A 23,456-nucleotide genomic window follows, 5' to 3' on the forward strand; every position below is an offset into this window, starting at 1 on the left:
GCAGAGAGAAGGAGGGCATTGAAAATGAGGGTGAAGACAGAAGAAAAGCGGCAGGCGATCGTCGACGCCGCGTTCCAGGTGTTTTGCGAAGTGGGGTTCGAACGGGCATCCATGTCCGAGATCGCGGCGCGGGCAGGCGGATCAAAAGCCACGCTCTACAGCTATTTCGAGTCCAAGGATCTGATGTTCGCGGACGTCATGATGGCCGCCGCGGAGGAAGCCAAAGTAGCGACGGAGCTACTCAAAACCTCGCTGCCGATTCGCGAGACACTGCTGAGGTTCGGCAAGCACTATCTCGCCGCCACGCTCAAGCCGCAGATACTGGCGGTGCGCCGTCTAGCAAATCACGAAGGCGGCCGCTCGCACGCCGGCGCCCTGTTTTATGACCGCGGGCCGAAGGTCGGCTGGCAAATGGTGGCTGACTTCCTGCAGCAGGCGATTGACGGCGGGCAGCTGCGCAGCTGTAACGCAGACGTCGCGACCGCGCATCTGCGCGGGCTATATGAAGCGGAGTTGCTGGAACTTTGCCTGCTGGGTGTGCCGGCGGATACCAGTTCCCGCAACGTCGCCAAAGTCGTTCAAAGAGCGGTCGACGTGTTTCTGGCCGCCTATGGGCCGATGGACAAAGGTGACGTCGCATAGGCAGGCGCCTGGACGGTCGCGGAACTCGGGAGATCGCAGGCGAGCCGCCACCGTTTCGCCAGGTGGGCGGCTCCGCCCAACCCCAGTCTATTGCTCGACCAGCCACGGTGTCGCGGCCAGCGAGTTGCGGACGTCATATGGCAAACACCGTCATGCATCGCATGCATGCCTACCGCGACGAACAGAATCGGGGTAGGCGCGACAATCGCCAGTCTCTCAGGTATGGTTGCGGCGCTTGCGCGGCCATACGGGTTATTTCGGAAGCTGGGTCGGTACTTGGGTCGACGCTTGTGTCGGAAGCTGGTTCGGAAGCTGGTTCGGAAGCTGGTTCGGAAGTTGCGGAAGCTGTGGAGGGTGCGGAAGCTGCGGCCCACCCTGTGAAAGCTGCTTCGTGGGGGACTGTCCGGTGGAGGGAAGCTGCTGCAATGGGAATTGCTGCGGCAGATTGCTTTGCGCAAGCACAGATGTGCTGGTAAGGAATGCGAACAGTACGGCGAAGATCTTTTTCATTTCAATTTTTCCAGCTGGTTGCCCTGAATTTGATGCGATTGGCAGCCGCAGGCCGTATCAGCGCGCGGCCAGGATTGCCTTGTAACGCCAGGGCGCCGTTGCGGTACTGAAGTCGACGGATCGATTCGACGCTACGTTGTCTGAGGGGCGGGAAGCGGACGAACTATCCACCCCGCCGTAGTTGTTGAACGCCTGCCGTTGGGCTTCTACGCGGGCTAACACCGCCTGAAAGTCCATTGCATGTCGTGTAGCGGCGCTCGTGCGGTCGTGGTAGCCGACCGTTTGACCCTCAACCGCTTTACGCTGAACCGTTTGCGCAGCCGCTGGCTCATACTTTTGGGGAGCATCGCTGTTAGCGAATGCGGTGGTCGAGAAGGACAGGAGTGACGCGACAACAGGGGCGGGGAGGAAGGTCTTCGACTTTTGCATGATCAGACTCCATATCGAGCGTCGGATGCAGGAGACGCGGTGTTTGGGGAACAACGGTCTGGCGAGGCATGAGTGCTGTTTGCCAGTTCGTTGGTGCCAGTTTAGTCAGTTACCGTCTGCTTACAAGCATCCCCCGGAGCAACGGAGAGTTGCCGTCGCTGCAAGCCTCGCAGCCGATTGCCTTGGAGCGCCGCGCGCTTCTATACCGTGTCCGAAGGCACGGACGCTGCGGACCATCTGAATGACACGTACCGCAGTTGCTTCGGCGGTTTCAAACTGGGCGTCACGTCAACGATATCAGCCGATCGAGCGTGGACGCCTCGACAGAGGTTCATTAATAAGACCGGACGTGAGTATGGGAATAGCTTCCGCTTGTTGTTCTGCTGCCCGCGATTCGCGGTTCACGCAAACCCCGTGTATTGAAGATCTCGCAACTCATAGTTGCGCGCGTCGAATGATGGCGCGCTTTGCTTATACTGCATCCACTCATACACACTTCGCTATTTACGCAGGAATGCTTATGGCACACCAAATCATGTTCCAGGTCGGTTCATCGAACACGGAAGTCATTCATGAAGTCGTTCAGCATGCATTGCGCAGCGCTGCTACGGCCTCCACCACGAATGGGGCTATCGATGTGCTTGGCCAGGCGCTACTCGAGGTCGAGCGCCTAGCCGCGCAGACGAGCGTCCTCACGCATTGACCCCTCCGCGCGTCTGCCGCCGTCCGCGAACCGGACGGCAACGCAGCGCGCGGCGCATTGCGACCGCTGGTGCAGTGCGCTTGCATTTTTCTAAATCTACGACGATGTTAATCATCAAATATGATATTGTTATCATTAGTCCTGTCCACGAAATGGCGTAGGAGAGTCGTCCCCAACGCCAGCGCACGCTGTATCAACCGCGGAGATGTCACTCATAACTGTTCGACCAAAACCTGAACGATTCGCTGCATCGGTGGCAGGAATGATGCGACGATCGCGCTTCTTTTTCGCCTTGCTGTGCCCGTTCCCGCTCGCTGCGATGGTCTGCGGTTGCTCCACGATCGTGATGCCGACACCTCGGGTCATTGCGATTGTCGTTCCCGCGATGGCTGCACCGGCGATGATGCCGCAGCCCCATCCGAAGGCGCCTCCATTGTGGATTTAGGTCGCCGGGCGACCTGGCGGGCGATCGCAGATAGGCTCCCGTACGCCGGCGACACCGCAAGACCCGTCACGTCAACAGGGTAATGCCAGGATGACTCGCAGCGCCGCTAAAGTTGCGACGCGAATCTGACGGCTGCGCCGGCGGGCGACCGCATCATCGCCGGGTCCCGCGGTTAAGACGGTGGCTTCCGCCGACACTTCGACCCAGCGACGAAAGCCACTCGATCATCTTTGCGGAGATCTTTGCGTGCCGGCTTTGGGCGGCTGTTCGGATTCTTCGGTGCGCTGCTGGCTTTGCCGGTCAGCGCCATCCTCGCATCGTCATCGCGGGAACTGCGCCGTCGCTATCTCGTGAGTGCCCTTTACCAGATCTGACCGGCGGCGCGTTCGTCTGATCAGAAGTGCGGCGCGATCGCGCCTACCGTCCGATTCTGTATCTTGGCCGTGCGCCCGCAGATGCGAAGGGGCGCAAAGCTCGCGCTAATCGCGCCTTCACGGCAAGGTCTGACCGGCGGGAACGCTGGGCAGTGGACGTCGTGCGATGCGCTCGGCCTCTACACGTGGGAGACCGAACGCCTGCAACACGATGGCGGCGGTTCGCTGCGCAAACTTCTCCTCCTTCGAGCGAAGCGCTTTTCGCGCACGAACTGTGCGCTTCGACGAGAGGGCTAATTGCAGTTCGCCGGCAATTCCCGCGAGCACCGTGCCGATCACGGAGATAACGGACACGAGCCGATCCGCGATCACAAAGCGCCTTTCTAAAATGCCCTTCTCGCTGTCGCGCAGCAGGCGCAGGCCGAGACCCCTGCTGAGCGCGCGCGGCGACAAGCCTTCGCGGATGAGAAGTTGCCCCCAAACCGGCTCGCGGTGGGCCCGCAACAGCGTATGACGCACTGAGACGGCGATCACTTCCGCCGGATCGGACAACCCCGCGGCGAGGCGATCGAGCGAATTTGCGAATTCCTCGAACAGCCATTCGATCAGCGCCGTGAAGATACCTTCCTTTGACTCAAAGTGGTTGTAGAAAGAGCCGAACCCGACGTCGGCTGCCGCGGTGATTTCATTAATGGTCACGGAGCTCAAGCCATTGGCCGCCACCAGTTGCAGCGCAGCGTCCAGCAGGCGGGCGCGCGTCTCGCGTTTGCGACGGGCGCCGCGCGGGAAGCTCCCGTTGACGGCGTCGCGGGGTGCGACTGGCGCCTTGAGCGCGCGTGCGCGCCTGGTGCGCGGGTTTAGGGCGTCTGGCATGTCGGCTTCGCAATCTTATTTGTTCGATGTTCAGATTCTAGATTTATATGTCATGGTTGACAAGTTTATCAGTAATGGGTCTAATCTCATTCCGGCCGCCCCGCAACCGGACGTACGCAGAGCTGATTAATGGCGACGGAGCGAAAAAATGCCTTTCCGGTCTCGACAGGTCTTCGGGCGAAACTGACAGGCTGGCAGATCATTGGGCCTAGGCTTAAGCGGGCGCGGCGTCGACCACTGACAGCGTGAGTGGTACCCGGGTGGCGTGCCCCGACATGTACGTCTAAAGAAGGACAACTAACGTATCAACAGAGCTGGTTTTGTAGGTCCTCGCTGATAGCAAACTGTGCTTACCGGCACTTCAGGTTTGCACCGCATGAGGAAACTTTCTTACTTGGGTTATTGCCCGTCTTGTGAACATCGTGAAACATTCCGGCCTTATCGCGCAGGCGCCCGCGCGTTGCTTCTTACCTTCCTTCGTCCAATCTCTGCAATGCGCACGCGTGGCGCTTGCGGCCTGCTGCGCGGTCCTGTTCTCGGCATGCCACCCGCGCGAAGCGGCCGCTCCGGAGCCGAAGCCCGTGGTCGCCGTGGCCGTGCACGCTGACGGGCGCACGGTAAGTGCTTCGCTGCCGGCTCAGGTGCAGGCTCGCTACTCCACGGCGCTTTCGTTCAGGGTGGGCGGCAAGATCATCGAACGGCGCGTTCGTCTCGGCGACGCGGTCAAGGCGGGGCAGGCCGTTGCGCTCCTCGATCCGACGGATCTGCGCAGTAATCTGGCGAACGCGCGGGCGCAACTCGATGCCGCCGAACACCGGTTTGTCTACGCGACGCAGCAGCTCAATCGGGATCAAGCGCAGGCGCAAGCAAACCTGATTGCACCTGCGCAGCTTGAACAGACGCAGGACGCGTACGCTTCCGCTACTGCGCAGCGCGACTCGGCGCTCGCGCAGATGGCGCTCGCGTCGGACAATCTGCGCTATGCGACGCTGACAGCGGATCACGACGGCGTGATTACGTCGGAGGACGCCGACACGGGCCAGAATGTTCAGGCAACCCAATCCATCTATCATCTCGACTGGACAGGCGACGTAGATATCATCTGCGACGCTGCCGAGCAGACGCTTAGCTCGGTGACAGTCGGCAGCATGGCGCGCGTCAGACTGCCTGCATTGCCCGGCAAGCTGTTCGAAGCTCGCGTGCGCGAGGTCTCTCCCAGCGCAGATCCGCAAAGCCGGACATGGCGCATCAAGCTCACCCTGAGCGCGCCCAGCCCTGAAGTGCGCCCCGGCATGACCGCGACCGTTGCGTTCAATGCCGTCGGCAATGCGGCAGCCACACAGCCGTTCACGATACCTGTGACAGCGCTTTTTCACCAAGGCGAGCACCCCGCAGTCTGGGTGGTGCGTGCCGGCACCGATACGCTCGAGTTGCGCCCTGTGACGGTGCAGCGATATGACGAGCGCACGGTCTCCATCGCATCGGGCCTCCACGACGGCGACCGAGTCATGGTGCAGGGCGTACACGCCGTGAGCACAGGCCAGCATGTGCAGGTGGTGGCGCCGCTGCATCCGGAGGATTCCCCGTCATGAACTCACGCGACGATGAATCCGTGCGCAAGAGCTCGCCTGTCCCGTCTTCCGGCGAAGACAGATCTGGCGAAGGCGGCTTCAATCTTTCCGCCTGGGCGCTGCGTCATCAGCAGCTCGTGATCTTTCTGATTGGCCTCGCCACGCTTTTCGGCGTGATCGGTTATACGAAACTCGCGCAGTCGGAGGATCCGCCGTTCACCTTCCGCACGATGGTGATCAAGACCTACTGGCCTGGTGCGACTGCGCGCGAAGTGCAGGAACAGATCACTGACCGGATCGGCCGCCAGTTGCAGGCCGCGCCGAACATCGACAACATCAAGAGCTACTCGCGCCCGGGCGAGTCGATGATCTTCTTCGCCATGAAGGACTCGGCCCCCGTCAAGGAAGTGCCGGAAACCTGGTATCAGGTGCGCAAGAAGGTCGGCGACATTGCCGCGACGCTGCCGAAGGGCACGGTCGGCCCGTTTTTCAACGACGAGTTCGGTGACGTCTACACCAACATCTATGCGCTTGAAGGCGACGGCTTTTCGCCGGCGCAACTGCACGACTACGCTGACAAGCTGCGCACGGTCCTGCTGCGCGTACCCGGGGTGGCGAAGGTCGACTATTTCGGCGATCCCGATCAGCGCATCTTCGTCGAGATATCGAATGCGCAGCTCACGCGGCTTTCGATCACGCCGCAGCAGCTCGCGCAGGCGATCGACGCACAGAATGCCGTGGCGCCCGTCGGCACCGTCACGACCGCGGACGACCGCGTGTTCGTGCGGCCGAGCGGCGCGCTCAAGGATGTGCAGGCGCTCTCCGACATGCTCATCACCATCAACAGGCGCACGTTCCGGCTGGGCGACATCGCGAAGGTCACGCGCGGTTACGACGACCCGCCGGCGATCCAGATGCGCGTCGGCGGCCAGGCGGTGCTCGGCATCGGCGTGACGATGCAAAAGGGCGGCGACGTGATCGACCTCGGCAAGGCGCTCGACGCAAAAGCCGCCGAACTGCAGGCCACGCTGCCGGCGGGTCTGAAACTCGCGCCGGTGTCGAGCATGCCGCACGCGGTCAAGCACTCGGTGGACGAGTTCGTGAAATCGGTTGGCGAAGCGGTGGCGATCGTGCTGGTCGTGAGCCTCGTCTCGCTTGGATTGCGCACGGGCATGGTCGTCGTGATCACGATTCCGATCGTGCTGGCGGTGACGGCGCTTTGCATGCACATGTTCAATATCGGGCTTGACAAGGTTTCGCTCGGTACGCTCGTGCTCGCGCTGGGCCTGCTCGTCGACGACGCGATCATCGCCGTCGAAATGATGGCGGTGAAGCTGGAGGAGGGCTGGAGCCGGGCGCGCTCTGCAGCGTTCGCGTATACCAGCACGGCATTCCCGATGCTGACAGGCACGCTCGTCACCGTATGCGGCTTCCTGCCGATTGCGCTGGCTAAATCCAGCACCGGCGAATACACGCGTTCGATCTTCGAAGTGTCGGCCATCGCGCTGATCGTTTCGTGGTTCGCGGCCGTCGTGCTGGTGCCATTGCTGGGTTATTACCTGCTGCCGGAACGCAAGCCTCAACCCGGCGGTGCACACCATGATCCGCATGAAATCGGCAACACCGGCTTCTACCGGCACCTGTCGGGGTGGGTTGCGTGGTGCGTCGAGCGTCGATGGGTCGTGCTCGGCGTCACCGTCGTGCTTTTCGCGATTTCCATGCTGGCCTTCACGCGCGTGCCGCAGCAGTTCTTCCCGAACTCGGAACGGCCGGAACTGCTGGTCGATTTGCGGTTGCCGGAAGGCGCCTCGTTCGAAGCGACGCTGCGTGAAGCGAAGCGCCTGGAAGCGGTGCTCGACGGCAAAGCCGAAATCGACCACTTCGTCGACTTTGTTGGCACGGGCGCGCCGCGTTTTTACCTGACACTCGACCAGCAGCTTCAGCAGCCGAATTTCGCGCAATTCGTGATTACGGCTAAGAGCGTGGAAAACCGCGAGGAACTGATGCGCTGGCTCGACGGCAAGCTCGAGAAGGATTTCTCCGGCGTGCGGGCGCGCGTCTCCCGGCTCGAGAATGGTCCGCCGGTCGGCTTCCCGATCAAATTCCGCGTGAGTGGCGACGATATCGCGACCGTGCGATCGATCGCTCAAGACGTGTCGGACAAGGTCCGCGCTGATCCGCGTACGCGCAACGTGCAGTTCGACTGGGACGAGCCGGCGGAGCGCTCGATCTCGTTCGAGATCGACCAGAACCGGGCGCGCCAGCTTGGTGTCAGCTCGGAAGATGTATCGAACTTCCTCGCGATGACGCTGTCGGGCTACACGGTGACGCAGTACCGCGAGCGCGATAAGCTGATCAGTGTCGATCTGCGTGCGCCAAAAACCGAACGCGTCGACCCGGCACAGCTTACGAGCCTCGCAATGCCGACTCCCAACGGCCCAGTGCCGCTCGCCTCGCTCGGGCACGTGCGCAATACGCTCGAGTACGGCGTCATCTGGCAACGTGACCGCCAGCCGACTATCACGGTGCAGGCGGACGTGCGGGGCGACGCGCAGGGCATCGACGTGACCCACGACATCGAACGTGCGCTCGCGGCGCAAACCGCCAGGCTGCCGGTCGGCTATCGCATTCAGGTGGGCGGCGCGGTCGAAGAAAGCGTGAAGGGCCAGACGTCGATTAACGCCGAAATGCCGTTGATGATCATCGCCGTGCTGCTGTTGTTGATGATCCAGCTCAAGAACTTCGCGCGGACCTTCATCGTCGTGCTGACGGCGCCGCTCGGCCTGATCGGCGTCGTGGCCGCGCTGCTGCTGTTCGGCAAGCCCTTCGGCTTCGTCGCGCTGCTGGGCGTGATTGCGATGTTCGGCATCATCATGCGCAACTCCGTGATTCTGGTCGACCAGATCGATCAGGATATCGCGGCAGGGCATGCGCGCTTCGACGCGATTATCGGCGCAACGATAAGGCGTTTCAGGCCGATCATGCTGACGGCTGCGGCCGCCGTGCTCGCCCTCATTCCGCTGCTGCGCTCGGGCTTCTTCGGTCCGATGGCGACCGCGCTGATGGGCGGCATCACGATCGCCACAGTACTGACCGTGTTCTTCCTGCCCGCGCTGTACGCGGCGTGCTTCAGGGTCCGGCACGACGAGCGCGGAATGCAACCGGTCGTCGCCGAGCATACGGAGGTTTGATGATGAGCTTCGACTACAAGACATCCGTGATGGCCGTGGCTGCGGCCATCGCACTGACGGCCTGCACGTTCGGCCCGAACGGCGCGCCCCCGGCGATGCCTTCGCCCGTGCACTACGGTGCCGAAGCACAACCGGCCAGGACCGTCACCGCGGCCGGCGTCGCGCAGCAGTTCGATGTCGGCGCAGTGGGCGTTCCGCAATGGTGGCGGCTTTACCGGTCGGACGCGCTGAGTGCACTGGTCGAGGAAGGCTTGGGCAACAGCCCCACGCTCGGGGCTGCGCAGCGCACGCTCGCAGCCGCGCAGCAGGAACTGCGCGCCCAGGTCGGCGCATCGACGCTGCCTTCAATCGATGCTGCCGCACAGGTCGATCGCGGGCGTTCACCGGTTGTGCCCGGCCTCGGCCCCAGTGAGGTTCGCTACAACTTTTTTGCCGGACAGTTTCTCGCGTCCTACACGTTCGACCTGTTCGGTGCGACCCGTTCGGCGAACGCGGCCAGCGCCGCTCGCGTAGACGTGCAGGCGTATCAACTGGAGGCGGCGCGGCGCGCGCTCGCGGCAAACATCGTCGGTACGACGATCAGCGTGGCGGCACTCGATCGCCAGATCACGCTCACCGAACGGCTCGTCGCCGTGGCCAGGACGGCCGCGGACGAGGACCAGCAACGCTACGCACTCGGCTCGGTCTCGCGTGTGCAGGCGCTTGGGTCGACGCAGGATGCGGCTTCGGCCGCGGCGAGTCTTCCTGCGTTACGCCAGCAGCGCGCCACGGCAATTCACGCGCTCGCGGTGCTCATGGGCCGCACGCCGGACAACGCGCCGGCGGTTCCCGACCTCGACAGCCTGAGCTTGCCTGAACACGTGCCCGTCGTGGTGCCGTCGGACCTGCTGCGTTCGCGCCCCGACGTTCAGGCAGCCGACGCCGCCGTGAAAGCCGCTGCCGCCGATGTCGGCGCTGCGACCGCGCAGCTCTTTCCGAGCCTGTCGCTGACGGCTTCGATGGGCCGCGGCGGCTTTAGCTGGCCGGCGGTTCTCTCGGGCGCGGGCGGGCTGTGGGCGATCGGTGCGGGACTGTCGCAGCCGATTTTCCATGGCGGCGCGCTGTTCGCGCACCGCAAGGCGTCAATCGATGCTTACGATGCGGCGGTGCTGAACTACAAGTCCACCGTTCTGTCGGCGTTCCAGAATGTCGCGGATTCGCTTGCCGCGCTGGATAACGACGCACAGACACTCGCGTCGACTGCAGCAGCGGCACAGGCCGCGCAGGCGGCGTTCGACGATACCGCGTCGCGCCGCCGCATGGGTTCGCTGCCGTCAACGGCGGAGCATGCCAGCGAGCAGCGCTTTCTCAGCGCACAGATCGGCGCCGTGCGCGCGGCAAGCCAGCGCATGACCGATACCGCTGCACTGTTTCAGTCGATGGGCGAACTGCCGCCAGGCAACCCGCAAACAGCGTCGACGCAATGATCGCGCGTCGATGAAGCCGCGGAGGGCGGCCTGCCAGTCAGGCCGCTCTTCCTTGACTGTACCGCCGGTATCGGAGCAGTCGTTTTCAATCCGAAATGACAATGCGCCGACGTACAGGGAAGGGTCAAGCCGGACTTCACGTGCATCGAACGCGCCACAACTTCAGGTTGTCCAGTTCCCAGTATGGAATATAAGAAACTGATCGCCTGTCACGAGTGCGATCTGCTGTTTCGCAAGCCTCTGCTGCGGGACGGGCAGGCAGCGAGTTGCTCGCGTTGCCGTGCGAGCCTGAAAGGAACGCAGGGAGCGAGCGTGCCCCTCGACCGGATTGGTGCGCTCACCGTCGCAGCTTTGATCACATTCTGTATAGCGCAGGCTTTCCCGGTCATACAACTGCAGACCAACGGTATGACCTCGGAGGCGACGTTACTTGGCGCGGTGTGGGCGTTATGGACGGGCCACATGCGCATCGTCGCAACGATGGTGTTGTGTTCAGCGATCCTGTTTCCGCTGATCGAACTCCTCGCGCTTCTCTATGTGCTTGTTCCGCTGCGCCTTGGCAAGGTAGTACGTCATTTCAATCGAATGCTTCGCGTCGTGCAGCTCATCCGTCCATGGGGCATGGTCGAAGTGTTCATGCTCGGCGTGGTCATCACGATCGTGAAAATGGTCAGCATGGCGCAGGTGATCCCTGGGCCAGGACTGTTTGCATTCGGCGCACTCACGTTGATGTTGGCGTTTCTCGGCGCTTTCGACCCGCGCGTGCTGTGGTCAGCGCGGGACGAAATAAAGCTTCGACGACCCACCGAGATCCGCTGGACCAGGGTAAAGCGCCGGTGCGCCTCGCGACGGCTGAGGTTCTTCGGGCGGAAGCGCGCGCCGGCGGTGCATTGGACGGCGCGGCGCGCCGGGCTCATGGCGTGTCATACCTGTGGACTGGTGCAGAAGCACATTGCGGGATCGTCGGACCAGCGCTGCTCCCGGTGCGAATCCGTGCTCCACACGCGCCATCCCGATAGCGTGACGCGCACGTCGAGCCTCGTTCTTGCCGCGGCACTCGCCTACCTACCCGCGAACCTGTTGCCTATCATGCACGCGTCGTCCCTCGGCCACTCGGAGGACGACACGATCCTCGGCGGTGTGGCGTACTTCTGGACTTCAGGCGACTGGCCGCTCGCCGTCGTCGTGTTCGTAGCCAGCGTCGTGGTGCCGATGCTCAAACTCGCAATTCTCACGCTGCAGATCGTCGCAGCCCGTCGCAGTCCGGACTGGCAGCCGCTCGAACGCGCGAGGCTGCATCGGCTCGTCGAGTGCGTAGGCCGGTGGTCGATGCTCGACGTCTTCGTTGTCGCACTGACGGTCGCGTTGGTGCACTTCGGTTCGTTTGCCGTTGTCACTGCCGGTCCGGGCGCGTTGGCCTTCGGCGCGGTGGTGATTCTCACCATGCTCGCGTCGCATCAGTTCGATCCGCGGCTGATCTGGGACAACGTGCGCTGCGAGCCAGCGCGTGGTTCACGGCCATGAACGAATTCCTTTAGCGGCTTCCGCGCTTCTCAATAACCTCATATTTTCTACCCACTCCACGATCGATGCATCTTCCCACGCCACCCAGACCTGACATCAAACCGCGAAAACGCTGGATTCCCTCCCTCATCTGGTTAGTGCCACTCATCTGTGCGCTGATCGGTGTTGCGCTGGTAGTCAAATCCGTCACCGACAAGGGGCCGACGGTGACGGTCACATTCAGCAACGCTGAGGGCATGGAGGCGGGCAAAACGAAGGTCAAATACAAGGACGTGGAGATCGGTTCGGTTCAGTCGGTCGCGCTGTCAAAGGATCTGCAGCATGTCATCGTCACGATCGATCTGATCAAGCAGGCAGGAAAGTTCGCGAACCGAGGCACGCGCTTCTGGGTGGTTCGTCCGCGCGTGGGCGCTAACGGCATCTCGGGCCTCGGTACGCTGCTGTCCGGCGCGTACATCGGTGTCGACGTCGGGCAGTCTTCGGAAAGCCAAGCCGCGTTTGTCGGGCTCGAAAGTCCGCCTATTGTCACTTCTGGGCAGCGGGGGCATCAGTACACGCTGAGAGGGGAGTCTTTGGGCTCCGTCGATATCGGCGCTCCGATCTTCTACCATCGCGTCAAGGTAGGCCAGGTGGTCGGCTTCTCGCTCGATCCGCATGGCACCGGCGTCATCGTCAATGTTTTCGTCACCGCCCCGTTTGATCAATATGTCGGCACCAATACACGGTGGTGGCACGCAAGCGGTGTTGACCTTCGTCTGGATTCGAACGGATTGAAGCTCAATACACAATCTTTGGCGACGGTGGTTGTCGGAGGCCTGGCGTTCCAGTCGCCGCCGGGTCAGGACGCCGGACAACCGGCCGGGGACAAGGCCGTGTTCCGGCTCGCATCGGACGAGTCGGACGCGATGCGCGAGCCCGACGGCGCGCCGCTCAATGTCGTGATGCGGTTCAACCAGTCGCTGCGTGGCCTGTCTGTCGGCGCGCCTGTCGACCTTAGAGGCATCGCGCTGGGGCAGGTGACGGACATCGGTATCGAATACAACGAAAAGGAGAAGAGTTTCAGCATGAAGGTATCGCTGGCGCTGTATCCCGACCGGCTCAGCCGGCGCTCTAACGAAGCGCTACCGGCTCCGAACTCGCAGGGTGGTCATGAGTTGCTGGAACACCTCGTCATGGAAGGAATGCGCGGTCAGTTGCGGACCGGCAATCTGCTGACAGGCCAGCTATTCGTGGCACTCGACATGTTTCCGAAAGCGCCTCGGGCGAGTGTCGATGTACATCGCAATCCTATTGAACTGCCGACTGTGCCGAACACCCTTGACGAACTTCAGGTGCAGATAGCCGACATTGCGAGGAAGCTGAATCAGGTGCCGTTCGACAGGATCGGAGCCAACCTTAACGGTGCACTTGAAAACGCCAACAAGCTGTTTGGTCACATGGACACAGAGGTCGTTCCACAAGCCCGCGACACGCTAGCGGCGGCGCAGAAAACCTTCAGTACCGCCGAAACGACGCTCCGGCAGACGGCGCCCATGCAGTCGGACGTCCAGGATGCGATGCAGGAACTCACGCGCACCCTGCAATCCCTCAATGCGCTCGCCGATTATCTGGAACGTCATCCCCAGGCGCTCCTGTTCGGGAAGAAAGGAGATCAACGGTGAACCTCATCCAATCCCGCGCGTGGCGCGCGGTCGCCCGTATTGCAACCTTCGTGGGTCTCGCCGCGCTGAGCGCCTGTGCTTCCCCGCCGGCACACTTCTATACCCTCGGCACTGACAGGGAACCGACGCGTGAAAGCGTCACGGTCAGTCCTGCCTTCTGGATCGACATGCGCGTGGCGAAGGTGCCGGTTTCAGTGGCAAGGAGCCAGATCGTCGTACAGGACGATGCGGCGCGCGTCAGGATTCTGGAAGACGAGCGCTGGGCATCGCCGCTTGCAGACGAGATCCGCAATGCGCTGCTCGCAGCCGCGACTCGGCCGACGGGCCGACCCGACACGTTCCAGCCAGGTCATGCTGAGGACGCTCGCACGTATCAGGTCTCCGTCGACGTGCAGCGTTTTGAGTCGTGGCCGGGCTCACACGCGTTGATTGACGTCACCTGGAGTGTACGCAAGTCGAACGACTCACGAACATTGACCTGCCGCAGCATAGTCAGCCAGCCCGTATCGGCCGGCTACGATGCACTCGTCAACGGCCATCGAGTCGCAGTGAGAAGGATAGGCACTCAAATTGGCGACGCCGTCCGGGAATTGTCGGCGTCGGCGATTGCGCCGGCGCGCGTGCCTGCCGGCACGGGAGGCTCGGCGTTGTCATGCCCAGCTCTGGCGGGCTGAACCGATGCAGGAATTGGCGCACCGCGCACCGGAAGGAACATGGAACGAAACCGCCACCGCACCTACGCGGGAACATTCAATATCGTCGGGACCGAGCCTTGCAACAGCAGCGGGAACGACGATTCCTGCTTGCGTAAGGAGGCCAATGACGTGTGCATCGTGCTCTTTGATCGCTGGTGCGAACGCCGCGAGATTACGCCACTCATCTACCTGCTCCATGCGTGGCCGTTTTTGCCGTCGGCGTCTCATCCGGTCAGAACTCTGTCGCGAGCGCTTAGCGAACTTGCGAAGTGCCACAGCGAAGCTCTCGACGACCAGGAGCGCGAGCTCATTGCTAGTGTCAAGGCTTTAGCCGGCGGATTCTATCGCTAGCGGTCGACCGGACTTGTTCCCCGGTCCGCCACGCTGGCGGCTGATTTCAGGCGGCCAAGCCGTCGGAATTAGTGTGACCGGGCCCTCGAACTCAAACGGCTTCAGTCCTTTCGTCGACGGCAGGCAGCGGACGCGCCGCGATCTTCTCCGCCTCTGCCCGCTTGATCCCGAGTGTGTACAACAGCGTGGCTGCTGTACGCTCGGGCAAGTGCTCTCCACTAAACCCAAGTTCCTTGAGTACGTTCGACGCGGGTGCGCCGGGAGCGACGAAATTCAGGTCCGCGGCAATCACGGACAGCACGGTGCCCCCCACTGAAAGAAAGCCCATCAGCGGGTCTGCAAGCACAAAGCGCTTGGCCGCAATACCGTTGGCGATGTCTCGCAGCAGCCGTTGACCAAGACCGCGGCTCAGCGCGCGCGCTGAAAACCCTTCGCGTATCAGGAAACGTCCCCATACGGGGTCGCGCCGCGCGCGCATCACCGTGTGGCGCACGGCGACGGAAACCACCTCGGCCGGATCGGAAAGGCCACTGGCAACACGGTCCAGCACGTCCGCGAAGTCCTTGAAGACGTTGTCGACAAGCGTCGAGTAAATCTCTTCTTTCGATTCAAAGTGGTTGTAGAACGAACCGAAGCCGACGTCGGCAGCCTCGGTGATCTCGTTGATCGCTACGCCTTCCATGCCTCTCTCAGCCATGAGCCTGAGGGCGGAGTCGAGCAGTCGGGCGCGCGTCTCGCGCTTGCGGCGCGCGCCGCGTGGCTCGCGCTCTTCTGCGACGGGAGCCGGGGACGGTGCGGCAGGGGCTGCGGGCTTTGCTGTCCGGCGATTTGATGGGTTAGGCATTGATGGATCCGATCCTGGGCATGCCCAAGTATAGATTCAAACGTCTACATTGACAAAGTACGCAACCATGATGTTAGTGTCAACGGCAAAAGAGGCTGGTCTAATGTACGACATATGGAGTGACTGTCGAGATGGCAGCCTTCGGCGAGCAACCAGTCGCCCGGCAGCGTCACTGGATCTCGCAATGAATGCGACCGTGCAGTCAAGACCTGTTATCTGATGGGCGCGGGCGGGATCAAGTCGTTTGTGCGACGACTCATTGGTCGGCAGTTCAAAGGCAAGACGTCTGTAGAGGGCTTGACGCGGCTTGAAAGCTTGCGCGTATTTCGCGCCATTGTAGAAGTCAAAAATTTCAGGCGTGCTATTTTGGATGACTATCTATTCGATGACTGTAGACGGAATCCGAAGCTCCGCCGGTCCGGGATTGCGATCTGTGGGTTGTTGGTTCGAAATGCTACCGCTCATACCTCGGACTACGACCGTTCGAGAGATCGACAGCGGTATTTCCGAAGCACGTAATCGCTTCAGGATTGCAAATAGCAGATCACTTCTCGTGTCGCCGGCGATCCTGGGGCTGGCGACATATCCGGTGGCGGTCAGTGTCATTCCCTCAGGCGTCAACTGGCTGAAGATCACCGAAGGCGCGGGGCGGTCGAGAACCGATGGATGATCCAGGTAAGCTTCCAGAAGAACATCGCGTACCTGCTCCGGGTCGATGTCCAGCGCAAACGTAAGGCTCAGCGTGACAACTCCCTGCGTTTTGTTTCCCATTGTCACGTTCCGCACATTCTGCGAAATCAGGTGTGAATTGGGAACGATTACCGTTGATCTGTCCGCGAGCTGTATTTCGGTTGCACGTACACTGATACGCCGGATGTCGCCTTCAATGCCGGTGATACTGATCATGTCGCCTACTTTGACCGGCCGTTCCGCAAGCAATGTTAGTCCGGAGATGAAGTTTTTAACGATCTCCTGCAGACCAAAGCCGATACCTACTGACAATGCGCTGACGATCCACGCCAGGTTATGCCATTTCACACCGAGTGCGGAAAAGGTTTGCAGCGCGACAAGGACATAGCCGACATTGGAGAACACCGTTAGCAGCGACGCGCGCATACCTGAACTCATTTGCGTCTTGGGCAGAAACTCGGTGTCGAGCCATTTGCGGACGAGTCCAACCAGATACAGACATAATGCGCAGGTAAAGATAGCGCTAAAAATATGGGCGGGAACAATATTGAGCGCGTGTAAGCGCTCGCCGCCGAGCACGCTGAGAATGCTGTCGATCAGGTCTGATGGCGTCGTCCCGAGCCCCCCGTGAGCAGTGCGATGACTGCAGCCAGTATCAATGCGCTACGCAGAACGCCAGACAGGATCGTTGCGACCTGTGCGAGATGGACTTCTTGTAGTCCGAATAGTTGCCCGACTGCTTTGCCGCTGGCGTGGCATGGGGAAAACACGCTTTCGGAAACATCATGGGCGAGCTTTGTCAGCAGATAAACGCTGCTCAGTACGAGATCGAACCAGACCAGTTCGTAGGTCAGGAACCGCGCAAACGAAATATAGCCACAAAGTAACGCAATCAGAGAAGCGCCGACGGCAAGGCAGACGGCGGCGTGAATAATCCCGGCGAGAGTCGAACGAGCCTCGGGCGATTCTCCTGCAGCGGCAAGCGCACGGCGTACCCGGTTTGCTCGTAAAAGCGACATACCGATGGTTAGCGCGACCACTAACGCAACCACGCCACGAGTAAAGAGGGTAATTTGCAGACTCGTGTCGATTGCGCGGTTGAGTTGCTCGACCGCACCTGAAAATAGCAACAGTGCGGCCAGTATCCATGGGAAAGGACGTAGCGCGCGAGCGACCGGATCTGCGATGGCCGGCAACCGCCATGACGGATGTCGTGTGCTAAGCAATGCCCGGCCGAGAGCAACAACCAACGCGCAGGTCACCACGTGTTTGATGAATTCGCTGGCGAAGCCCTGCAGCGTAGCGGGCACCGCCTGCTGGCGGGTCAACGCGAAATAGAATAGATCAACGACACATATAGTGGTCGCCACGGACGCGAATACGGTCGAGATCGCCATCGCGCTGCGCCGTAACCGGCCTTCCGGGAGGCGGTGCAGGCAGAACCGTTCCGATGCTCTGTCAAGAAGCCGCGTGCCAATCGTCGCGATGGCTAGAGCCAACAGCACAAGCAGCGCGGTTACGGCCCGATGCCCTTTTTGCCACGTCGATTGAATCTGCCCTTGGATCTGCCCAGTGAAGTCTCGCAGACGCTGATAATCAGCTGTGTCGGGATGGAACGCGGGCGCCCAGAACGCGGTGCTGACTACGCTGTCGGAACGAAGGGCCAACTGATCCTTTAGATGGTTGTGCAGCAGTCGGGTGATCTGCGCGCTCAGCTTGGCAAGGTTTTCCTTGATGGTTGCCGCTTGCCTGATTTCGGCGTCGAGTTGTAACTGCTCAGCAGCGAGCACATTGCGCTGTTGGGCGACTGCGGGCGTTTCCGCTGCGGATTCGGAAGCGGGTGCGGCTCCGAGTACGTCGAGCTGTGCATGCGTTTTCGCGCGATCAGGCTCCAGCGACGTGGTTATCAGCCTGTCGACGTCTTCGGCGACGTGCCGGCCCAGTGCATCCAGTTCGAACAACTGCGCATCGCTTGTTGCCGTCGAAGCACGCTGCCGTATCTGGTCCTGTCTATTCTGCAGCGCATTGAGCGTTTGCAAAGCGATGGAACCTCCGCCCACGGAGGGCGAAACATCAGCGGGAGCGTCCAGACTGGAGGGCGGCAGCGCCGCCGCATTCAGAGCGGCGCTGGCCAGGCCGAACATGATGAGCGCGATAAGGCGAAGTATGACGGCAACCACTTGTCGCACGACGTGAAGGTGGCGAAGAGTATGCACTGGCGAAATCTGGCTCATGCGCGCGATACGTATGTGAGCGGAGTTGCATTCGGACGCGGCCGGGCGGGAAATCGGCTGCCGCACTGACTTGGGAAATGCTCAGCATTTGCCGTCATATGACGATCTCGGAAACAGATGGGATGGTTGCACGTCAGCATTTGGCAGTCTGGATGAGGGGTAGGGCGCGCGAAGCGACTATTTCATTTATTTGGGACATACATCGGTCGCGATGCGGTGTCCGTGTGGATGAGCCAGAAACTGTGGGTCGCGGATGGTCATCTTGATCGAATGCGGCGGGACCGTTGAAGGTTTCGACTCTGAATATTCATGCTCTCTTGCATGCTCCCGCGCTCCCTTGCCCTCTTTTCCAGTACGATCAGTCTAGTTATGGGGAGCGCATCTGTCAACAAAAATAAACTGTACGGTTCAGATAATCTTCTGGCACGTCGATCGGGGCGACTGGCGCCGTATGGCTGGGACGCTTTGCTGCCCGGCGATTTGTGGCGTCGGGCATGACAGGTCGAGGCGTCCTCAGTCCATGTATAGATGGAATCTCTATATTGACAAAAGTATCAGCGATGACTTTAATGTCACTAACGACGGCAGAGAGCCAGCGTTACAGACAACATGGCAAACGCCAAACGACAGATGGAGTGACTGTGGAGACAGCAGCAAAGGCGGGTGCCGCGCCGTCAAGCGGCATGGCCAGATTGCCCATCGGGAGCAACGGCTTCGTCTCGCCCAACACGATAGTTGGGAAGACCTCGAAGCCGCATTTCTTTGCGGGCTCGTGCCCGTCGAACGGGCTGCTTCGGTCCGATCGATCGCACGCGACGATCGGCCAGGACACTCCGGCCGCCGATGCAAATCGGCTCGTGCGCGAAAGACTTGCCTTGCAAGCGCAGCCCCGCCGTCTCATCAGCGCGCGAACCCTGGAAGCTGCATACTTCATCCGACCCGTCTGATTTCCCATTGCCATGAAACTGACTACCGCACAGCCGAGCCGTCACCCCAATCCCACGACAAAAGCGTCGGCATTGGCCTATCTGATATTCGACCGACCAGACCTCGATAAAGCCGAGCAATTTCTCATTGATTTCGGACTACAGACGGTGTTGCGCAGTGAAGACCTCCTCCTGTTGCGGGGAACGGGTGCTTCGCACTTTTGCTATGTCGTCCGGAAGGCACCAAAGTCCCGGTTCGTTGGATTCGGTCTGCAGGTCGATAACAGGGCCGAGCTTGATGCACTTGCAAAACTGCCGGGCGCCTCGGACGTCGAACGGTCTCCCTTGCCCGGCGGCGGCTATCTGGTACGACTGACCGACCCTTCAGGCTTTCGCATCGATGCGATTTGGGACCAATCGCCGGCGTCGACGCTATCCCATCGGCCGCCATTGCCGTTTAATTCCGCGGGTGCGGCTGTCCGGATTAACGCGACGCAGCGACCGCCCGAGTGCGCGCCGGAAATCGTCCGGCTCGGACATGTCGTGCTTGAGCTTGTCGACTATCAGGAAACCTGCGCATGGTATACGCAGCATTTCGGCTTTATCCCAAGCGACGTACAGGTACTTCGCGATGGCTCGCCCGTCGTCGCGTTCATGCGGCTCGATCTGGGTGACAAGCCGGCCGACCACCATACTCTCGCGCTTGCACAAGGCTTCCTGCCCACCTACAGCCATAGCGCCTACGAAGTCGTCGATGCCGACGCGGTCGGCATGGGGCAGCGCGTCTTGCGCGAAAAGGGCTGGACGCACGCTTGGGGGATCGGCCGGCATATTTTGGGCAGCCAGATATTCGACTACTGGCAGGACCCGTGGGGCGACAAGCACGAACACTATTGCGACGGCGATCTCTTTACGGCGGATGCGCCGGCGGGTGTGCACGCGGTGAGCCGCGAAGCGATGGCGCAATGGGGGCCGACAATGCCGCGCAGTTTTACAAAGCCCAAATTCACGCCTGCGAGCATCGCGGCGCTCTTCAGGAACCTGCGCCGCAGCCCCGACCTGACGCTGAGCAAGCTGCGCTCGCTGGCAAAGATTTTCGCCTGAACCAAACCCTTCAATAGAAACCGGAGATCGATAAATGGCACTTCATGTTCTGCATTACAGTCACTATGGCCGCGCCCAATGGGGCATCGTCGCCAACGGCGCGATTACGCCGATTCCCGGCGAGTTCAACACGACCGCCGAGTTCATCGAGGCGAATCCAGTCGAACGGCTGCTGGTGCTAGGCGGTTCGACGATTCCCGAGTCGGAGGTGGACTGGCTGTCGCCCATTACTGACAACCAGCAGTTCCTTTGCCAGGGCGCGAACTATCGCCAGCATATGATCGAGTCCGGCATGGATCCGGATGTGAAGAAGTTCAACATGATCTTCACGAAGGCGACGAGCTGCATCGTTCCCGCCGACTCATCCGTCGTGAAGCCTAGGGAGGTGCAGTTCCTCGACTACGAGATCGAACTCGGTCTTGTCCTCAAACGCGGCATCAGGTCGCGAAAGACTGTCACCGAAGAGAACTTGCATGAGTACATCGCTGGCGCCGTTATCGTCAACGACTATTCCGCGCGCGACATCCAGATTCCGCAGATGCAGTTCTACAAGGGCAAGAGCTATCGCACGTTCGGCCCTGTCGGCCCTTACCTTTGCCTCCTTGAGAAACACGATATTCCGAAGTTGAAGGAACTCGTGCTGACGCTGACGGTAAACGGAACCGTCCGCCAGAATGACACGACCGCGGGTCTTGTCTATGGACCGGCAGAAACCTTGACGGAGCTTTCAGGCGTGCATGATCTGCACACTGGCGATCTTCTCGCGACGGGCACGCCGTCCGGCTGTGCATTGAGCATTCCATCACCCGAAAAGCAACGCGCCGCGGCGCAGCTGCCGGACGCGGAAAAATGGCGTCTTTTCCTGAAGATGCAGGAGGAAAGGCCGCAGTACCTGCGGGTGGGAGACGTCGTGGAGGCGCACATCGCCAGCTACGATCGCTCGATCGATCTGGGCGTGCAGCATAACGTCGTTGTGGAACAGGCCGCATGAAAGGTATCGCAAACATGGACGAAGTCCTTGCCATCGAAACGCAGGGGCTGCCGGTGGATCTCCCGTCGAGCACGTACGAGATGATCTGCCGGGGCGCGGCGATTAATCCGTCGGCACCCGCACTTTCGTTCTTTGCAACGGCCGACGACCACCGGCACGCAGAGTGCTGGACGTACAGCGAATTCGTGCGCGATGTCACGCGAACCGCGAACATGTTTGCGCGCCTGGGAGTACAGCGCGACTCCGTTATCGCTTACGTTCTGCCGAATCTCCCTGAGACGCACTTCGTGATCTGGGGCGGGGAAGCCGCCGGCATTGTCTGCGCGATCAATCCGCTGCTTGAGAGTGATGCCATCGGCGAACTGCTCAACGCGTCATGCGCGTGCGTGCTCGTCACCCTGGCGCCACTGCCCGGAACCGACCTCTGGCAGAAGGTGCAGGCAGTGCTGCACAAGCTCCCTTGCCTGCAGCATCTGGTACTCGTGAATCCGGCCGCCCGCATGCCGGGCGAAAAGGGACTTGCCGCCAGGGTACTTCGACGTGGTGAGGGTTCACATCTGCATGGCCCTGGCGGCGTGCACGGTGCCGTGCCTGCACATGTCGGCATCCACGATTTCAGCACCGCAATCGCGAGGGAATGGGGGGAGGCGGTCAACACCAGCGGTCGGATGAGCAGCGATGATGTCTCGTCCTTCTTCTGCACGGGCGGCACCACGGGGCTGCCGAAGATTGCGGTTCGCCGACACGGCAATGAGGTGGCCAATGCGTGGAACGCCGGTCAATTCTTCGGCGACAGCATTGGTCCAGGGAAAACGATTTTTTGCGGGCTACCGCTTTTCCATGTCAACGCCGTGATGGTGACAGGTCTGCTGGCGCTCTCGCGTGGTGCCCACGTCGTACTCGGCACACCGCAAGGTTACAGGGGCGAGGGCGTTGTAAATCGTTTCTGGGAAATCGTCGAGCATTACCGCATTAACTTCTTCAGCGGTGTCCCGACACTCTACGGATCGCTGCTCGACGTTCCGGTTGGCGAACACGATATCAGTTCGCTCGAGTATGGCCTGTGCGGTGCCGCCCCCATGCCGGTGGAACTGCTTCGCACTTTCCAGGATCGTACAGGAATAAGAATCCTCGAAGGCTACGGCCTCACCGAAGGTACCTGCGTTAGCAGCGTGAACCCGCCGGTTGGAGAGCGCAGGGTCGGTTCGATTGGTCTGCGTCTTCCAGGGCAGGCAATGAAAGCCGTAGTGGTCGATGAAGCTGGCCGCTATGTTCGGGATTGCGTTGCGGATGAGGTCGGCCAGCTGGTTATCTCGGGGCCCAATGTGTTCGCTGGCTATACGCGGCCGGAGCAGAACAATGGCATCTGGATGGACGGCGGCGACGGCGGGCGGTGGCTCAATACCGGCGATCTCGGACGCTGCGACACTGACGGCTACTTCTGGCTCACCGGCCGCAAGAAGGAACTCATTATCCGGGGCGGACACAACATCGACCCTGCGGCAATCGAGGAACCATTGCATCGCCATCCCTCAGTCCAGATCGCCGCGGCTGTAGGGCGCCCCGATATGCACGCGGGCGAGTTGCCGGTCGCCTATGTCCAACTGAAGCCAGGCACAACCGCAACCGAAGCGGAACTGGCCGAGTTTCTGCGTCACGAGATCAACGAGCGCGCCGCGTTGCCGAAGGGGATACGGATCGTGGATGCGATGCCACTGACCGGTGTCGGCAAGATCTTCAAACCAGCGCTTAAACGGCGCGAAACGGTAGACGCCCTGAAGTCGGCGCTTGTGGAAGCTGGCGTCGCGGATGCAACCGTTCGCCTCATTGATGACGCCTCGCGCGGAATGTCGCTCCACGTCGAACTTGCCGACCCCGCGTTTGAAGCATTGGCGACATCCGCGCTCGGGCGCTTTCCGTTCGCATTTTCTGTCTCGGCCGCCGCGAGGCCGTCACGGGCAGAGCAACCGTTGGGAGAGGAAGACTCAGCAGGGGCAGATGCGCAGGGCAGCGCAACGTGACACGAGCCACGACATCACATGGATGCGTTCAGTCACGCACCCGGATTAAAGATTAATCGAGCGTAGGCGCCGCGAAGTCGCGGTACTGACACCCGCAAGTGTTTCGAGATTAGAACACCTAATTGTTGAGGGACAGAGAGGATGAGTATCGGAGCAGAACGGTCTTTGCGTTCGCAGGTTGAAAAATGGCTTGGGCCGACTTCTTCGACGC

The 23,456-nt window shown here is 61.1% G+C and carries 17 protein-coding genes and 1 pseudogene; 13 read left to right on the forward strand and 5 right to left on the reverse strand.

The window, feature by feature from the left end; all coding sequences use genetic code 11:
• Positions 1 to 24 precede the first annotated feature (24 nt).
• The gene (locus B0G73_RS19990) at positions 25 to 642 is read left to right on the forward strand and encodes a TetR/AcrR family transcriptional regulator (protein ID WP_106283031.1); all 618 of its coding nucleotides are present in this window, start codon (positions 25 to 27) and stop codon (positions 640 to 642) included.
• 252 nt (positions 643 to 894) lie between these two features.
• Here B0G73_RS19990 and B0G73_RS19995 read toward each other — a convergent pair whose 3' ends face one another.
• Both B0G73_RS19995 and B0G73_RS20000 read right to left on the reverse strand, forming a co-directional pair.
• Positions 895 to 1,152, reverse strand: coding sequence for a hypothetical protein (locus B0G73_RS19995; RefSeq protein WP_106283032.1), 258 nt, complete (start codon positions 1,150 to 1,152; stop codon positions 895 to 897).
• A 57-nt stretch (positions 1,153 to 1,209) separates the two neighbouring features.
• Complete coding sequence (locus tag B0G73_RS20000) at positions 1,210 to 1,581, reverse strand: hypothetical protein (RefSeq protein WP_106283033.1); 372 nt, start codon at positions 1,579 to 1,581, stop codon at positions 1,210 to 1,212.
• 520 nt (positions 1,582 to 2,101) lie between these two features.
• On the opposite strand from B0G73_RS20000, the gene B0G73_RS20005 reads away from it, so the two are divergent.
• The gene (locus B0G73_RS20005; protein ID WP_106283226.1) at positions 2,102 to 2,284 is read left to right on the forward strand and encodes a hypothetical protein; all 183 of its coding nucleotides are present in this window, start codon (positions 2,102 to 2,104) and stop codon (positions 2,282 to 2,284) included.
• Between the two features lie 687 nt (positions 2,285 to 2,971).
• Entirely contained in the window at positions 2,972 to 3,103 is a 132-nt protein-coding gene (locus B0G73_RS20015) for a hypothetical protein (RefSeq protein WP_258193407.1), read from the forward strand.
• A 117-nt stretch (positions 3,104 to 3,220) separates the two neighbouring features.
• On the opposite strand, the gene B0G73_RS20020 is transcribed toward B0G73_RS20015, so the two are convergent.
• Complete coding sequence (locus tag B0G73_RS20020; RefSeq protein WP_106283035.1) at positions 3,221 to 3,976, reverse strand: TetR/AcrR family transcriptional regulator; 756 nt, start codon at positions 3,974 to 3,976, stop codon at positions 3,221 to 3,223.
• Positions 3,977 to 4,389: 413 nt separating this feature from the next.
• Here B0G73_RS20020 and B0G73_RS20025 point away from each other — a divergent pair, with 413 nt between their 5' ends.
• The 7 genes from B0G73_RS20025 (at position 4,390) to B0G73_RS20055 (ending at position 14,435) form a co-directional block, all read left to right on the forward strand.
• Positions 4,390 to 5,568: an efflux RND transporter periplasmic adaptor subunit gene (locus tag B0G73_RS20025; RefSeq protein ID WP_374957023.1), complete on the forward strand. Its 1,179-nt coding sequence runs from the start codon at positions 4,390 to 4,392 to the stop codon at positions 5,566 to 5,568.
• Complete coding sequence (locus B0G73_RS20030) at positions 5,565 to 8,738, forward strand: efflux RND transporter permease subunit (RefSeq protein ID WP_106283036.1); 3,174 nt, start codon at positions 5,565 to 5,567, stop codon at positions 8,736 to 8,738. The genes B0G73_RS20025 and B0G73_RS20030 overlap by 4 nt, the downstream gene beginning before the upstream one ends.
• A gap of 2 nt (positions 8,739 to 8,740) precedes the next feature.
• Positions 8,741 to 10,204, forward strand: a complete 1,464-nt coding sequence (locus tag B0G73_RS20035) for an efflux transporter outer membrane subunit (protein WP_106283228.1) — start codon at positions 8,741 to 8,743, stop codon at positions 10,202 to 10,204.
• Between the two features lie 183 nt (positions 10,205 to 10,387).
• Positions 10,388 to 11,728, forward strand: coding sequence for a paraquat-inducible protein A (locus B0G73_RS20040; protein WP_106283037.1), 1,341 nt, complete (start codon positions 10,388 to 10,390; stop codon positions 11,726 to 11,728).
• A gap of 65 nt (positions 11,729 to 11,793) precedes the next feature.
• Positions 11,794 to 13,389, forward strand: a complete 1,596-nt coding sequence (locus B0G73_RS20045) for an intermembrane transport protein PqiB (protein WP_106283038.1) — start codon at positions 11,794 to 11,796, stop codon at positions 13,387 to 13,389.
• Positions 13,386 to 14,063, forward strand: a complete 678-nt coding sequence (locus B0G73_RS20050) for a membrane integrity-associated transporter subunit PqiC (protein WP_258193381.1) — start codon at positions 13,386 to 13,388, stop codon at positions 14,061 to 14,063. The genes B0G73_RS20045 and B0G73_RS20050 overlap by 4 nt, the downstream gene beginning before the upstream one ends.
• Positions 14,064 to 14,102: 39 nt before the next feature.
• Entirely contained in the window at positions 14,103 to 14,435 is a 333-nt protein-coding gene (locus tag B0G73_RS20055; RefSeq protein ID WP_106283039.1) for a hypothetical protein, read from the forward strand.
• Between the two features lie 91 nt (positions 14,436 to 14,526).
• Here the strand turns inward: B0G73_RS20055 and B0G73_RS20060 are convergent, their stop codons facing one another.
• Both B0G73_RS20060 and B0G73_RS20065 read right to left on the reverse strand, forming a co-directional pair.
• Entirely contained in the window at positions 14,527 to 15,279 is a 753-nt protein-coding gene (locus tag B0G73_RS20060) for a TetR/AcrR family transcriptional regulator (protein ID WP_106283040.1), read from the reverse strand.
• 378 nt (positions 15,280 to 15,657) lie between these two features.
• A pseudogene (locus tag B0G73_RS20065) lies at positions 15,658 to 18,113 on the reverse strand (DUF3772 domain-containing protein).
• 1,049 nt (positions 18,114 to 19,162) lie between these two features.
• Between B0G73_RS20065 and B0G73_RS20075 the strand changes: the two are divergent.
• Genes B0G73_RS20075 through B0G73_RS20085 form a run of 3 tightly spaced genes read left to right on the forward strand, consistent with a single transcriptional unit; the run spans position 19,163 to position 23,245 of the window.
• Positions 19,163 to 20,233 (forward strand): VOC family protein, encoded by a 1,071-nt coding sequence (locus tag B0G73_RS20075; protein WP_106283042.1) that lies wholly within the window; start codon positions 19,163 to 19,165, stop codon positions 20,231 to 20,233.
• A 34-nt stretch (positions 20,234 to 20,267) separates the two neighbouring features.
• Positions 20,268 to 21,224 (forward strand): fumarylacetoacetate hydrolase family protein, encoded by a 957-nt coding sequence (locus B0G73_RS20080; RefSeq protein ID WP_106283043.1) that lies wholly within the window; start codon positions 20,268 to 20,270, stop codon positions 21,222 to 21,224.
• Positions 21,221 to 23,245 (forward strand): acyl-CoA synthetase, encoded by a 2,025-nt coding sequence (locus tag B0G73_RS20085; protein WP_106283044.1) that lies wholly within the window; start codon positions 21,221 to 21,223, stop codon positions 23,243 to 23,245. The genes B0G73_RS20080 and B0G73_RS20085 overlap by 4 nt, the downstream gene beginning before the upstream one ends.
• The last annotated feature ends 211 nt before the right edge of the window (positions 23,246 to 23,456 follow it).

The sequence above is a fragment of the Paraburkholderia sp. BL25I1N1 genome, assembly GCF_003002025.1.
Classification (GTDB): Bacteria; Pseudomonadota; Gammaproteobacteria; order Burkholderiales; family Burkholderiaceae; genus Paraburkholderia.

What these genes read in the sequence shown, in the direction of transcription:
- B0G73_RS19990 (WP_106283031.1), top strand. Translation starts at nt 25, where the DNA reads ATGAGGGTGAAGACAGAAGAAAAGCGGCAGGCGATCGTCGACGCCGCG.
- B0G73_RS19995 (WP_106283032.1), bottom strand. Translation starts at nt 1,152, where the DNA reads ATGAAAAAGATCTTCGCCGTACTGTTCGCATTCCTTACCAGCACATCT.
- B0G73_RS20000 (WP_106283033.1), bottom strand. Translation starts at nt 1,581, where the DNA reads ATGCAAAAGTCGAAGACCTTCCTCCCCGCCCCTGTTGTCGCGTCACTC.
- B0G73_RS20005 (WP_106283226.1), top strand. Translation starts at nt 2,102, where the DNA reads ATGGCACACCAAATCATGTTCCAGGTCGGTTCATCGAACACGGAAGTC.
- B0G73_RS20020 (WP_106283035.1), bottom strand. Translation starts at nt 3,976, where the DNA reads ATGCCAGACGCCCTAAACCCGCGCACCAGGCGCGCACGCGCGCTCAAG.
- B0G73_RS20030 (WP_106283036.1), top strand. Translation starts at nt 5,565, where the DNA reads ATGAACTCACGCGACGATGAATCCGTGCGCAAGAGCTCGCCTGTCCCG.
- B0G73_RS20035 (WP_106283228.1), top strand. Translation starts at nt 8,741, where the DNA reads ATGAGCTTCGACTACAAGACATCCGTGATGGCCGTGGCTGCGGCCATC.
- B0G73_RS20040 (WP_106283037.1), top strand. Translation starts at nt 10,388, where the DNA reads ATGGAATATAAGAAACTGATCGCCTGTCACGAGTGCGATCTGCTGTTT.
- B0G73_RS20045 (WP_106283038.1), top strand. Translation starts at nt 11,794, where the DNA reads ATGCATCTTCCCACGCCACCCAGACCTGACATCAAACCGCGAAAACGC.
- B0G73_RS20055 (WP_106283039.1), top strand. Translation starts at nt 14,103, where the DNA reads ATGGAACGAAACCGCCACCGCACCTACGCGGGAACATTCAATATCGTC.
- B0G73_RS20060 (WP_106283040.1), bottom strand. Translation starts at nt 15,279, where the DNA reads ATGCCTAACCCATCAAATCGCCGGACAGCAAAGCCCGCAGCCCCTGCC.
- B0G73_RS20075 (WP_106283042.1), top strand. Translation starts at nt 19,163, where the DNA reads ATGAAACTGACTACCGCACAGCCGAGCCGTCACCCCAATCCCACGACA.
- B0G73_RS20080 (WP_106283043.1), top strand. Translation starts at nt 20,268, where the DNA reads ATGGCACTTCATGTTCTGCATTACAGTCACTATGGCCGCGCCCAATGG.
- B0G73_RS20085 (WP_106283044.1), top strand. Translation starts at nt 21,221, where the DNA reads ATGAAAGGTATCGCAAACATGGACGAAGTCCTTGCCATCGAAACGCAG.